Origin of the sequence: Lancefieldella parvula DSM 20469 (genome assembly GCF_000024225.1) — a bacterium.
GTDB classification, from domain to species: Bacteria; Actinomycetota; Coriobacteriia; order Coriobacteriales; family Atopobiaceae; genus Lancefieldella; species Lancefieldella parvula.
Genome location: NC_013203.1, coordinates 20138 through 34020, shown reverse-complemented (window position 1 = coordinate 34020; position 13883 = coordinate 20138). Strand labels below are relative to the sequence as shown.

Annotated in this window: 12 protein-coding genes and 2 tRNA genes; 1 reads left to right on the top strand and 13 read right to left on the bottom strand. The window is 46.9% G+C overall.

Features of this window, described 5'->3' with window-relative positions; all coding sequences use genetic code 11:
* Positions 1 to 14: 14 nt before the first annotated feature.
* The 11 genes from purD to APAR_RS00110 form a co-directional block, all read right to left on the bottom strand.
* Positions 15 to 2129 (bottom strand): phosphoribosylamine--glycine ligase, encoded by a 2115-nt coding sequence (gene purD / locus APAR_RS07485; RefSeq protein ID WP_012808125.1) that lies wholly within the window; start codon positions 2127 to 2129, stop codon positions 15 to 17.
* A gap of 3 nt (positions 2130 to 2132) precedes the next feature.
* The gene (locus tag APAR_RS00160) at positions 2133 to 3413 is read right to left on the bottom strand and encodes an adenylosuccinate synthase (RefSeq protein WP_012808124.1); all 1281 of its coding nucleotides are present in this window, start codon (positions 3411 to 3413) and stop codon (positions 2133 to 2135) included.
* Between the two features lie 141 nt (positions 3414 to 3554).
* Positions 3555 to 4994, bottom strand: coding sequence for a replicative DNA helicase (dnaB, locus tag APAR_RS00155; protein ID WP_012808123.1), 1440 nt, complete (start codon positions 4992 to 4994; stop codon positions 3555 to 3557).
* Positions 4995 to 5494: 500 nt separating this feature from the next.
* On the bottom strand, positions 5495 to 6019 hold the full coding sequence (gene rplI, locus APAR_RS00145; protein ID WP_012808122.1) for a 50S ribosomal protein L9: 525 nt from the start codon (positions 6017 to 6019) through the stop codon (positions 5495 to 5497).
* Positions 6020 to 6051: 32 nt separating this feature from the next.
* Complete coding sequence (locus APAR_RS00140; RefSeq protein WP_012808121.1) at positions 6052 to 7110, bottom strand: DUF2232 domain-containing protein; 1059 nt, start codon at positions 7108 to 7110, stop codon at positions 6052 to 6054.
* 32 nt (positions 7111 to 7142) lie between these two features.
* Positions 7143 to 7415, bottom strand: a complete 273-nt coding sequence (gene rpsR / locus APAR_RS00135) for a 30S ribosomal protein S18 (RefSeq protein ID WP_012808120.1) — start codon at positions 7413 to 7415, stop codon at positions 7143 to 7145.
* Positions 7416 to 7463: 48 nt separating this feature from the next.
* A complete protein-coding gene (locus APAR_RS00130) occupies positions 7464 to 7916 on the bottom strand; it encodes a single-stranded DNA-binding protein (RefSeq protein ID WP_012808119.1) in 453 nt (150 codons plus the stop codon).
* A gap of 52 nt (positions 7917 to 7968) precedes the next feature.
* The gene (gene rpsF / locus APAR_RS00125) at positions 7969 to 8262 is read right to left on the bottom strand and encodes a 30S ribosomal protein S6 (protein WP_012808118.1); all 294 of its coding nucleotides are present in this window, start codon (positions 8260 to 8262) and stop codon (positions 7969 to 7971) included.
* Between the two features lie 303 nt (positions 8263 to 8565).
* Positions 8566 to 9981, bottom strand: a complete 1416-nt coding sequence (locus APAR_RS07390; protein ID WP_012808117.1) for a DUF4013 domain-containing protein — start codon at positions 9979 to 9981, stop codon at positions 8566 to 8568.
* Positions 9982 to 10098: 117 nt separating this feature from the next.
* Positions 10099 to 10189 (bottom strand) — tRNA-Ser (locus APAR_RS00115).
* Between the two features lie 38 nt (positions 10190 to 10227).
* Positions 10228 to 10318, bottom strand: a tRNA-Ser gene (locus tag APAR_RS00110).
* A 127-nt stretch (positions 10319 to 10445) separates the two neighbouring features.
* On the opposite strand from APAR_RS00110, the gene APAR_RS00105 reads away from it, so the two are divergent.
* Positions 10446 to 11189, top strand: coding sequence for a trimeric intracellular cation channel family protein (locus tag APAR_RS00105; RefSeq protein ID WP_012808116.1), 744 nt, complete (start codon positions 10446 to 10448; stop codon positions 11187 to 11189).
* Positions 11190 to 11334: 145 nt separating this feature from the next.
* Here APAR_RS00105 and typA read toward each other — a convergent pair whose 3' ends face one another.
* Positions 11335 to 13173, bottom strand: a complete 1839-nt coding sequence (typA, locus tag APAR_RS00100; protein WP_012808115.1) for a translational GTPase TypA — start codon at positions 13171 to 13173, stop codon at positions 11335 to 11337.
* Between the two features lie 128 nt (positions 13174 to 13301).
* A complete protein-coding gene (locus APAR_RS00095; protein WP_012808114.1) occupies positions 13302 to 13760 on the bottom strand; it encodes a hypothetical protein in 459 nt (152 codons plus the stop codon).
* Positions 13761 to 13883: the final 123 nt, after the last annotated feature.

The window sequence follows — 13883 nt, the reverse complement described above, 5'->3', positions numbered from 1 at the left end:
AACACTAACCTCAATTATTTTTCTGAGCGGCTTTGAAGAGCCTTGAGTCCAATATCGTGCCTAAACTGCTTACCTTCAAAGTTGATAAGATTACAAGCCTCATATGCGCGAGCGCGAGCTTCTTCAAAAGTTGGAGCAAGAGCAGTAACGTTAAGCACGCGTCCGCCAGCAGTAACAATCTTTCCATCTTCAGTTTGGGCAGTTCCGGCATGATAAACTGAGACACCTTCAAGCTGTTGAGCAGCCTCAATGCCAGTGATCTCCTTGCCCTTCTCGTAAGAACCAGGATATCCAGCGCTTGCCAAAACTACAGAAACAGCAACCGAATCAGACCAAGCAACCTGTTGATGACGAAGTGTGCTGTTATCACATGCCATTAAAATTGAAACCAAGTCACCCTCAAGACGAGGCAGGACTACCTGAGTCTCCGGATCGCCAAAGCGAGCGTTAAACTCAAGAACTTTGGGGCCATCCTTGGTCAGCATAAATCCACCATAAAGACAACCAGAATAGTTGATGCCCTCTTTTCTGAGCTGGTCAACAACACGCTGCTCAATTGCACTCATCTGAGAAAGTTCTTCATTGGTCACAAATGGAACAGGAGAATATACGCCCATGCCACCAGTGTTTGGACCTTTGTCGCCATCATAAGCACGTTTATGGTCCTGGGCAGTTGCTAGTGGAATAACGTGAGTTCCATCAGTTAGTGCAAGCAGCGAACACTCTGGTCCCTCAAGGAACTCCTCAACAACAACGGTTGCACCCGCATCACCAAAATGACCTGAGAAACACTCACGAACACCTTCAAGAGCTTGCTCAAGCTCAGTTGCAACAATAACACCTTTACCTGCGGCAAGACCATCTGCCTTAACAACTACAGGAGCGCCAATCTGACGAACATACGACTCACAAGATTTCTGGTCTGTGAAAGACTTCCAAGCGGCAGTCGGAACGTTTGCTCGCTCCATAACACCCTTGGCAAACGCCTTTGAACCCTCCATCTGAGCCGCGTTTTTATTAGGACCAAAGCATGCAATGCCAGCCTGACGAACAGCGTCTGCAACGCCAACAACAAGAGGTGCCTCAGGACCAATAACTACCAAGCCAATGCCTTTTTCCTTAGCAAAAGCAACAACCTCATCAGGATTATTCTGATCAACAGGAGCAATCTCTGCCTGGGCAGCCATACCACCATTACCTGGAGCAACATAAATTTTTCCTGCGCGAGATGACTCTTGTAGCTTAGTCAAAAGAGCATGCTCACGGCCACCCGCACCAAGCAATAAAATATCAACGGTGTCATTCATAAGTACTCCAGCCTTCTGATACAACGCCTTTGGGATACAAGCAACGCCAACAGAGCCTTCTCCCAAATATTTTTTAAACTCGGGAGAAGCAAGTCTTTCTGCAATACATTCTGCATCATATTCATTGGTTTTAAGCGGCTTTTTGAGATGCTTTTCTATGCGCTTCACACCACTTGAAATCACTACATATTTAAGCTCGCCGCGCTTTACAAAACAAGCGCTCATAAGTCGAGAAATTCTTGCTGCTAGGTCAGTAAAATCTGATGAGCGAGCAACTTCTGTACATCTTCCACCAACCAAACGATACAGATACATATCATTTGAAATGCGCCTATGCAAACGCTCAAGTCGACGCCTTAACGAAAGCCCAGGATGCTTACCTTTGCTTTTATGCAGAGCAATCCTATTCATTGTGATATACATTGTGGCAACTACTTCAGCAAGTTCTTGCGCATACGCGCAGACCGCCTCAAATGATGCTCCGGACTTTCTTGCCACACTTAAACGTTCAAGCATAATTCCCATGGCGGTAGGCATATTTCCACTGTCTACCAAACAGATTGACTCCGAAATATCAGGATTTTCCTGACACGCCTTTTTTGCTGTAAGAAGCGATTCAGAAAAACCTGCGTTCACATGGAGCGAGAGAATCTCATGAATTCCAGACTCATAAACACCTCGATAGAACTTGCCTACCTGATCGACATCAAAACTTAGGGCTCCAGGTATTACAGAAACCCCCAGGGCTTCAAGCTGGGAGACTTCAAGCCCACAGGGGTTATCGCAAACTATTGCAAAAGTTGAGCAGTCCGAAGACGCCACGGGTTACCTCCAGTAGCGATCGATTGTCTGCTCGCGATCTGGACCAACAGTGATGATAGAAACGCGTACACCAGCAAGCTGTTCCAGGAAATCAATGTAGTCCTTAGCTTCACGAGGCAGCTGATAGAAATTGCGAACGTTAGAAATGTCGCACTTCCAACCAGAAAGAGTCTCATACACAGGTTTTGCATGATAGAAAACGCTCTGGTGTTCAGGAACGGTTTTATAGATCTTACCGTCGCACTCATAAGCAACGCAAACCTTAATCTCATCAAGGCAGCCGAGAACGTCAAGCTTTGTAATTGCTAGGTCAGTGAGACCATTAATACGTGCTGCGTAGTTAACAACTACTGCGTCATACCAACCGCAGCGGCGCTTACGACCAGTAGTTACACCGTATTCGTGACCAACTTCACCAAGAAGATTGCCCGTCTCGTCAAAAAGCTCTGTTGGAAATGGACCAGAGCCGACGCGTGTGAGGTATGCCTTTGCAATGCCCAAGACGCGGTCAATATTGGTTGGACCAACACCAGAACCAGTTACCGCACCTCCAGCGGTGCAATTAGAAGAAGTAACAAATGGATAGGTTCCGTGGTCGATATCAAGCATAGTTGCCTGAGCACCCTCAAAGAGGATGTTCTTTCCAGCCTCAAGCTCTTCATTAAGAAAAAGAGAAGACTCAACAATATAAGGACGAATACGATCTGCATAAGGCAGATACGTCTCACAAATCTGGTCAACGGTATAGGTTGGCAAGCCATACACAAGACTCAAGATTGGATTGGTGTACTCAAGTGCAGCCTCAAGCTTCTTGCGGAAGATTTTCTCGTCAAGCATGTCCTGAATACGCAGGCCAGTACGGTTCATCTTGTCCATGTAAGTTGGACCGACACCGCGTTTAGTGGTACCAATAAGGTTCTTGCCTAGCTTCTTCTCGTGCACGCCATCAAGATCTTTGTGGTAAGGCATAACAATATGAGCATTACCAGATATCTTAAGCAAGTCGCAAGAAATACCCTTGCTCTCCAGCATGTCAATCTCGCCGAGAAGAACCTCAGGATCAACAATGCAACCATTACCAATAACTGGATAGGTGTTCTCATACATAACGCCCGATGGCACCTGGTGAAGTGCAAGCTTTGTGTCTCCAGCAATTACCGTGTGGCCTGCATTTGCACCGCCCGCATAACGGCAAACAACATCAAAATCTCCGGAAATGAGGTCGGTAACTTTACCCTTACCCTCGTCTCCCCACTGAGCACCAACAAGTACGGAAGCTGGCATAAGTTCTCCCCTATCGCAGCCATCTACAAATACGACTATTACCTGACGATTGCAACCTCTTTAGGGGTTGCTTCATAAGTATATCTAATGCCACTGGCAAAAACACAGAAGCGCAGAGGTTTTGTCACATACAAGAAACGATTAGTGTGCAGGATTTGTCATTGCAGCATACTGCGCTGCTTCGCTTTCTGAGTAATTGTTTCCCTGATAAAGCTCAACAAATTTAGTAGACGTTGGCATAAACATAATAGGAACATCTCTTAAAGCACCAGCACGGTTCTTTGCAACAATGATGTTGGTAACATCTTTATCAGGTCGATCGTCACGTGCAGCTTCTTCATCACTGAGCGAACGGTCGAGCAGCAAAACAATATCTGCATCCTGCTCGATCGCACCAGACTCACGCAGGTCAGAGAGCTGTGGGCGCTTGCCGTTTCTGTTCTCAAGCGTACGGTTGAGCTGAGAAAGCGCAATAACGGGCGCCTTAAGGTCTTTTGCCATGATCTTAATGCCACGAGACATCTCAGAAACCTCAGTTGCACGACTATCTGCACGCCCCCTTTCTGCTGGTGGAGAAAGTAGCTGGAGGTAGTCAATGATAATGACGCCCTTCTCGGCCTTATTAAGCATTCTACGGGCTTTTGCACGGATTTCTGTGACTGTTGTGCCTGGAGTATCGTCAACAATGATTTTAAGGCGAGAAATACGCTCTGCTGCCTCTAGAAGGGTAGGCCACTGCTCATTTCTGATGTTAGAAGAACGAATGGTTTGTAAATCTACTTTTGATTCAGAAGCCAAGAGCCTCTGTGCAATCTCAATTTTGCTCATCTCTAGCGAGAAGAGCGCAACAGTTGCACCGGAAACCGCAGCGTTATAAGCCATACTAAGAGCAAAAGAAGTCTTACCAACACCAGGGCGAGCGCCAATAACAACCATCTGACCAGGACGAAGGCCTTGGAAAAGATTATCAAGAGTTGCAAATCCAGTTTGAACACCCAGCTCAGCAGCATCTTTTCCAGCATTTTGCTGAAGCTCATCAAAAAGATTAGTCATGATATCTTCGATGTTCTGCTCGGACTGCTGAACATCTCTGTTAGTTACGTCAAAAATGAGCTTTTCTGCCTGATCAACAACTTGCTTTGTATCCTCCGGGGCATTGTAGGCCAAAGCAGAAATCTTTGCAGAAGCGCTAATCATCTTTCTGAGCGTAGTATCACGATGCAACATAACAGCGTGGTTTTCCCAGCCAACCATAGCTAGTGGGTTATTGCCAAGCTCCGCTAAACGAACAGCTCCACCAGCACGCTCAAACTTACCATTACTTTTAAGGTGATCAGCAAGTGAAATTACATCTACCGGCTTATTGTTATCAAACAGCGACTTAATTGCTTCAAAAATAATTTGATTAGACGGAATATAGAAATCCTCGGAAGAAAGCCTAATAAGGCATTCTCCTCGGATCTCTTCCGAGAGAATCATTGCAGAAAGAATGGAAAACTCAGCATCAGAATCTTGTGGCATAGAAGCGTTCTCTAGGGCTGTCAATTGCGTAGGATTCATCTCAAACGAGTCTTGTGCCATCGTCTTTTCCAATCATGTTTTTTGGGAATGAATCTGAATAGTAGTGTACTTTTCAAAAAAATAAAGAGTCATTTTGACTTGCAAAATTTTAAAAAATAAGTCTTCAACACGATTTCCCAAAACTCGCATACCCTGAGCGGGATTTCCTTGAGTTTTCAACGTTTTCAACATTTTTTTGACTTTTTTCGACACGTAGTATTTTCTACACAATTGCTTATCTGCGATTATACAAATCAAATTACAATTCCGCAGGTTAAGTGAATATGTTTTACATAACATTATGAATAACCGCAGGTAGAACAGAAAAAAATATACTGTTCCGTCTACACATAAAAAGACCACCCCTTTGTTATGTTTCACAAAGGGGTGGTTCGAACAAACATTCCATTCTTTTCAGATGGCTGAGCTCTCTATAAAAGCTTACAAATCTGTAGAAAACTATAGAAATTGTATAAACCATCAAAAAATGCAGGAGCGCAGTGTTTTATGCATGCATAAAACTACTCAGCGGACTCAACCTCAACCTCAACAGCTGCCTCAGCAACGGTCTCCTCGGCCTCCTCCTCTGCAGGAGCAGTATCGTCCTTGCCAACAAGAACAGCAACGGTAGCGGTAATGTCACGATAAAGCTCAATGGTGACATTGTGGCGACCAGCGGTCTTGATAGCAGCGCTGCGAGCAATGCGCTTACGGTCAACAGTGACGTTGAGCTGTGCTTCGATTGCATCAGCAATCTGAGCGGTGGTGACGGAACCAAAGAGCTGGCCTTCCTCACCAATACGAGCGTCAACGGTTACGAGCTTGCCATCAAGAGCTGCCTTAGTAGCATTTGCGTCAGCAATACGCTGCTCTTCGCGCTTAGCGATATTGTGACGACGCTCCTCAAGCTGCTTGATGTTACCCGGTGTAGCAGGCTGGGCAATCTTGTTGGGGAACAGGAAGTTCTCCGCATAACCCTGTGCGACATCTACAATGTCGCCTTCGCCGCCCTTACCGCGAAGCTCGCCCAAGAGAATAACTTTCATGGGAAACTCCTTTGATGAGTCGATAGTATCGACTAGTTGTTGTTTATCGTAGGCTCTGAATCCTGGCTTCCTGAGCGATCAAGTTTTCGAAAGTTTGCCCAGGCGTCAATAAGTCCTACAAGAGCCATAACGCCTAACTGAACTTCTAACATGCCTGCCAATACAAACAGTGACAGAGAAAGTGCTGGTGAGCAGTGTTTCTCGCACACAAACCACGTGAGCACTGCGAGACCTTGAAGAGCAAAAACAACTCTAAGGGCCATAAATACATTCAGCGTAATAAGCTGAAGCACGTCTTGTGCAGGCAAAATGGTGCTTGAAAGTGCATACACAAACAAGTTGGCCACCGTAAGAGCGCACATCCAAAAGGGAACATCCATTAGCTGGAACTGTGGCAACTTCTGTGGGTCTCTTGTCAGCGCTTTATACACTGTTCGAGCTCCAAAACGCGCAATTACAAAATATAAAAGCGCCATACCGGTATAGCTGGTTGGCCAAAAGAGCATAAAGAGTGACCTTGCAGTTGAAAGACCCTCTTGGATCTCTGGAGAAGCACTTGAGACCTGTGAAGCGTATTGATTAAATACGTTCTGAGCAAGCTCGGGCAGAGTTGTTCCTGCAATTGTAGCGAAGAACGCATCGTACCCCAGAAGTGCCAAAGCTGTTGCTCCCACAAGAAGAGATCCAACACCAACGGTGAGCTTCTCTGTTGCAAAAGCGCAGCCAACTCCAAGAGCAAGTGCACAAGCAGTAACCGAAGTTGCCGCCTCTGTTGGTCCCGAAAGCAAATAAGCTACCACACCCGTAATAAACACCGAAGTGATAGCGGGACCAAACCATCCGTGCCCCTTTTTGCAATAGACAGCAATTACCATGCCATAAGCAACCAGAGCAGCTCCAATAAAAGAAAGGAACCCAGTAATAACTCCACCAATAACGCAAAGCATAAAGCCTTGCTTATAAGTTGGAGCCTCAAACAGACGCGGCTTGCCTCCGTTTTGGTTACTTGGACCGGCAAAATTCTGCGAGCTACTCTCTGGGCGAGAATACCCTTCAGGTGCCTGAGGAATGTTTGAATCCGGTCTATCCATTGCTAACCAACTTTACCTAAAGAACAGATAGGTTATCCGCGACTACGGCCACCGCGGCTAGAAACCACAGGGACGGTGTAGGGCAGAAGTGCCATCTCGCGTGCGCGCTTGATAGCAAGTGCAATGTCGTGCTGGTGCTGCGTGCAGGTGCCAGTGACACGACGAGGCTTAATCTTGCCACGATCGGTCATATACTTGCGAAGAAGCTGAGTATCTTTGTAGTCGATGAACTCAGTCTCTTCCTTGCAGAACTGGCAATACTTGCGACGCGGCTGGCGCTGAAAATCTTGTTTCTGCTGAGCCATGTCTTTTACCTTTCAGATGACAGTAACAACTGTGCTGCTGTCTAATGTTTAAAACGGAATATCAGCATCGTAGAACTCCTCGTCTGGCGGAGCCGGAACGGGAGCGGGTGCCTGTGGAGTTGGAGCTGCATAAGATGGTGCGCCTTGTGATGTAGGGGCTCCACCCTGCTGATTCCTAGAAAGGAACTCAACCTCATCGACAACAACCTCAAGCTTGCTGCGACGTTGTCCTTCCTTCGTCTCCCAGGAGCTAAAACGAAGTTTGCCTTCAATAGCAACCTTCGAACCCTTGGAGAGGAAGCGGGAAAGTGCTTCAGCACGCTGACCAAACACTACGCAGTCAATAAAGTTAGGAACATCTTCCCACTCACCAGTCTGCTGATTCCTGCGACGATCATTAACCGCAACGCCGAAGGATAGGATTTGGGTACCGCCTGCTGTGGAGCGAAGCTCCGGGTCACGGGTCAGGTTGCCCGAAATGTTAACCCTGTTAATACTCATTAATCTCACTACCTCTCATCGTGGAATAATTCCACTTTTCCAATACAAGGACTTAGTCCTTATCGACTCGACGCACAATCATATGACGCTTAACAGCATCGTTGATTCGCAGAACTCGATCAAGCTCTGCAATCTGCGTTGGATCTGCATGGAAATTGATGAGGGTATAGTCACCCTCGGTAAGATCGTCGATCTCAAAAGCAAGCTTTCGCTTACCCCAGTCCTCGACGCTGTCGACTACTCCGCCGTCAGCGGTGATAGCAACGTCAATACGCTTCATTACGCCAGCGCGGACTTCCTCTGTGGAAGCTGGATCAACAAAAAACAGCAGTTCATAGGCCTTCATATTGTCACCTCCTCTGGGCTAATGGCTTCGGGAAGTGAAGGTGCACCCGAAGCAGGAAAGTTCGACCAAGCATCATACCACATAAATGCTCAATTACGAAACTAGCCCACAATTTTTCTCACATGCAGTCCACATATAAAGCTTAATTTGACAATTTGTCGGCATTTTGTCTCTGATCTTGCAGATGTCTGACGCGAATCTTTCTAAAGAATGGTTAAAGACGCAATTTAAGAAATATAGGATTAAAAAAAACGACCATCACACAATCTGCATGATGGTCGTTTCTTTTATATGTGCTCTATATTATTGAGCTGCAGGTTCCTCAGGATTCTGAGTTGATGCGTCTTCTGGAGCAGCTGGTGCTTCAGGGGTCTCTGGAGTTACTGGAATAACCGGCTCAACAACAATGGTTGAAGCTGGCGCAGGCTCTAGAGCTGCGGGTGCAACAGGTGCCTCTGGAACCACAGGTGTTGCTGGTGCAACAGGTGCAACTGGGGCGGCAGGCGATGCTGGAGCTGCTGGTGTAGCAGGAGCAGCTGGTGCTGCTGGTGCAACTGGAGCTGCTGGTGATGTCGGGGCTACTGGTGCGGTGGGTTCAGCTGGTGCTACTGGAGCAGCAGGAGCGGCGGGTGCTGCTGGAGCTACTGGGGCAGCGGGGGCTACGGGAGCCGTTGGAGCTGGAGCTGCTACGGGCTCAACTGGAGCTGCAGGTGCCGCTGGAACTGGAGCCGCACCTGGAACCTCAGGAGCAACTGTTGTTGCTGATGCTGTAACAGGAACAGCGACAGGTGCTACTGCAGGAGCGGCGGTTGCAACTGGTGCAGTTGGAGCAACTGGCGATGGAGCTGAATAAGCAGCAGCTGCGCCATCGCGAGGATCGTTAATAAATGGTGGCAGTGGATCGTTGCTCTGTCCCCATGCAGAAACATTATACTGACGCATCCAAAGGGCAATTGCGTTCTGCATAAGAAGCATAACGATAAGGCCTAACACGTGACCAATATAGCCAATAGCAAGGAAGATTGGTCCCATCTGAAGGACGCCACGTGCAAGAAGAGCAACCATGATAACAATTAGCTGGCTCTCACTAGTAATATTCTGAGTTTTTGCAATAGCTATAGCCTGAGTGACAACGTTTACAATCATGCTAATTGCAGCGCTGCCGCCAATGATACCCATAATAATAGAAGTAACAATGGCAAGCACAATGCCCATACCAAAGATACGGAACAAGCCGCCTACGTCATGCTTAATCATCTCAAAGATATTTTTAAAAGCAAAACCAGCAGAGATACGTCCATAAACTGCTGCACGAACCTGAATAACGTTGATAAGCAATGGATAAACAAATGCTACAACGATAAAGATAGGAATAAGAATCAGATTAACGACTGGGATAAAAGCAAGGATTGTGAACGCAATGCTGTATGCCAAACCAAATGCAAGTGCAATTACAGCCGCCTTGAAACCAGTTGCAATGTAAGTGCCAAACTTAAGATCCTTCTGCTTTGGACCAGCATTAATACCCCATGCAGTCACGCGTGCAGTCTCAAGTGCATATCCAACAAGTGCAAGGATTCCAACAATTGGAATAAGGCCAAATAGAGCCATGATAAGAACAGGCTTCCACCAACCCTTTTCCATGGTCAAAAGTGCCCAGGAGCGCGCAAAATAGCGATCGCGCCTGTAGCCGTTCAATTCATCTGCTGAAACAGCCATTTAATTCTCCCCTCGTGTCAAAAAATGACATCGAATTACTATCCTAAAGCATTCTATATAAAAACAACAAATAAATATATCTGTATTAGCAGCAATTAATCAAATCAAAATATTAAATGGCGGAGGAGGAGGGATTCGAACCCTCGTACCCCTAAAAGGGGTAAACGGTTTTCGAGACCGCCGCATTCAACCACTCTGCCACCCCTCCGAAGGGTGAAACGGCGCCCGTAGGCGCCGTGAAAATTCTGGCGGAGAGTCAGGGATTTGAACCCTGGAGACGCTTTAGACGCCTACACGATTTCCAATCGTGCTCCTTCGGCCACTCGGACAACTCTCCATATAAAACCGCATCGGTCAGTATAACGGATTTCTCACCAATATAGGGCGAGAAGTTCTGTGTATTTTTAATACATGTGTAGTATTGTCATACTAATAAAAAGTAAAAACACCAGTAGGAGGTATGGATGCCACCGTTTTTCTCGCCTTATGGTATAGATGCAATTTCTGTGAGTATCCCCTACTGGCTAGACCTTCTGACGGTAATTATTGGTGCTATTTCCGGAATTTTAGTCGCACGAGATCGCCACTTAGACCTTGTGGGATTTGTAGGTCTTGGCCTTTTAGGCGGCTTGGGCGGTGGGCTAATCAGGGACACCATGATGCAACAAGGTGGCGTCTACATGCTCAACTCGCCGTACGCCATTCCAGCAGCAGTTTTTACCGCCGTTTTGTTGTTTATGTTCCCTGAGCCGCTTGATCGATTCCCGCGTATGCTTGAATGGACTGACATTATCTCCGTTGGCCTCTTTGCTGTTGTTGGCACTGACAAAGCCTTGGTATATCACCTACTCCCCTTCTCGGTCATTCTAATGGGAAGCATCACAGGTGTTGGTGGCGGTATGCTCCGCGATGTTTTTCTTGGCGATATCCCTCGTATTTTCCAGCGAAGCAATCTTTATGCGTTTTGTGCAGTTGCCGGTACTACCTCATATTGGGCACTTGTCTCTTATGTAGGAGTCACCAAAATTTGGGCAGCTATTATCTGTGTTGCGATTACCGTCGGTTTAAGACGCTGGTCTCTCAAATTCAATGTGCTTTCACCTGCTGACGTTGACCTCACGCCACACGTGATGCGCAGTGTCAATAAGCTACGTCGCAAAGCACACAAACCAGGCAAGCAACCTAAGAACAACATCTCATCAAAATAACCAGCTACATAACAGGCGATTTTTCATAATTTTCAAAACGCTATTTACCTGGTCTTTATTTAAAATTCATCTAAAACAAAACTGGCGAGAAGCCCTTGCAACTGCAAGTTTTTCTCGCCAGATTAGCAATCTGTAAACGACGATGTTACTTCTTAACCATACCGTTGCGAACTGCCCACTTACGACGCTCGGTCTCGGAAAGAATACGCTTACGCATGCGAATGTTAAGTGGTGTAATCTCAACAAGCTCGTCATCCATGATGTACTCTAGAGCTTCTTCTAACGTAAACAGACGTGGAGGGGTCAACTGGACTGAAATATCCGCAGTTGAAGACCTCTGGTTGCCCAAAGACTTAGTACGTGCAATGTTAACAACCATGTCACCTGGCCTTGAACGCTCGCCAACCAACATACCCTCGTAGCACTCGACGCCTGGAGAAACAAAGAGCTGACCGCGCTCTTGAAGGGTGCCAAGCGCATAAGCTACGGCCTTCTCGGTTGACATAGAAATCATAGCGCCATTCTGGCGACTGCCAATATCACCTGCAAAAGGACCGTACTCAAGGAAGGTATGGTAGAAGACAGCATCGCCGTGGGTAACATTCATGACACGCGTCTTAAGACCCATGATGCCGCGAGTTGGAATCTTGAACTCAAGGTGTGTCTGAGTCTCGCCAGTGTCCATGATAGACATGGTACCGCCAACGTTGCCAAAGACCTCAATGACCTTGCCAGCGTACTCTGGATTGCACTCAACAACGGCCTGCTCAATAGGCTCAAGCGTATGGCCCTGAGCGTCCTTCTTAAACAAAACGCGAGGACGACCAACCTGGAATTCAAAACCTTCACGTCGCATGCTCTCCATAAGAACAGAGAGGTGCAAAATACCGCGACCAGAAACCTCAATACCTGTCTTATCAGGAAGCTCCTCGATACGCATGGTAACGTTATTCTCGCGCTCTGTCATAAGACGCTCTTTGAGCTGACGACCACCAACAATGTCTCCCTCACGACCAACAAGTGGCGAGGTAGAAGGCTCAAAAATAATGGAAAGGGTTGGTGGATCAATCTCAATTGGATCAAGCTCAACAGGGTTCTCTGGATCAGTGTAAACGTCACCAATGTCAGTGTTATCAACGCCAACGATTGCCGCGATATCACCCGCGTCAACCTCGCTGCACTCCTTACGGCCCAGGTAGTCAAAGGTAAAGAGCTGTTTGACCTGACTCATAGCGCGAGAACCATCGTTTTTAACAACAAGAATCTTATCGCCTGTATGAACAGTTCCAGAATATACACGGCCAATACCAATACGGCCCAAGTAGTCGGAGTGGTCAATGGTAACGCATTGCATAGCAAGAGAACCATCAATATCAACATCTGGAGCTGGAAGGCCATCAATAATCATATCGAGAAGAGGGAACATGTTGTCATTGCCATCATTTGGATCAAGGCGAGCATAACCGTTAACACCAGAAGCAAAGACAACGTGCTCCATAGTAAACTCAAGCTGCTCATCGGTTGCGCCAAGGTCCATCATAAGATCAAGAGAATCGTTGACAACAGCCTCTGGACGAGCGCCATCGCGGTCAATCTTATTGACAACCATCATGATAGAAAGGCCTGCGTCGATAGCGTGGCGCAGAACAAAACGAGTCTGTGGCATAGGACCCTCGGCAGCGTCAACCAAAAGAAGTGCACCATCAGCCATCTTTAAAACACGCTCTACCTCGCCGCCGAAGTCAGCGTGGCCGGGGGTATCAATGACGTTAATCTTAACGCCCTTATACTCAATAGAGATGTTTTTTGCCAGAATAGTAATTCCGCGCTCACGCTCCTGATCATTAGAGTCCAGGATTCTTTCTTGAACCTGCTGGTTCTCGCGGAATGCATCGGTTGCCTTGAGCATCTGGTCAACCATGGTGGTTTTGCCGTGGTCAACGTGGGCGATGATAGCAATATTTCTGATATTGTCTTGACGCATAAATCTCTATCTCTCGAAGGTTCGTACTTAAACTTGAATGTTTCAAGTCCAATTTTTATCAGCTTTAGAACTTTAGTGCAATTACGTTCCTATTGTGCCCAGAAAATTCAATGAACGCAGCTTTTTCATTACAGAAGTGGCTCAAGCTCCCCTGCCGGGGCAGGATCGGACCATACAAACTGGTCGCCTTGACCTTTTCCGTAAATTAAAGAATATGCCGAGAAACTCTTGTAGCCCTTCTCGCCAAACTCAAGGAGTACAGCATCTTCATAACCACCATCTTTGAGTAGTTGAATGGCCCCCTCGTACACAAGCGCATAGCGCACAGGTTCTTCAAGCCCTGCTTCTTTATTGCCCTTCTGTCTGACCAGGTCAAGCACGCGCTTGTGGGCGCCTTCAAGTAGCTCTTCTGGACCGTCATCAGAGAACTCATAACTTGCAACAGTCCCTAATGCATCCTCAACTACAAGCAAAACGTTAAGCGATTGTCCATCTGCAAGCAGGTCAAACGCGTCTCCAAGCAGCTCGGTTGAGAGCATATCAAGCTCAGGAGAAACTCCATCCTTGCGTTCGTCGTTTTCAGACATGCCGCTCCTTTGTGTTATCTCAATAAACCCTGGCTCTATGATACAACGCATAGGAAAAGAGGTCGAAAGCAAAAGACTTCCGACCTCTTAGGTTTGTCATCTGTTCAAAATTGAGCGGTTAAA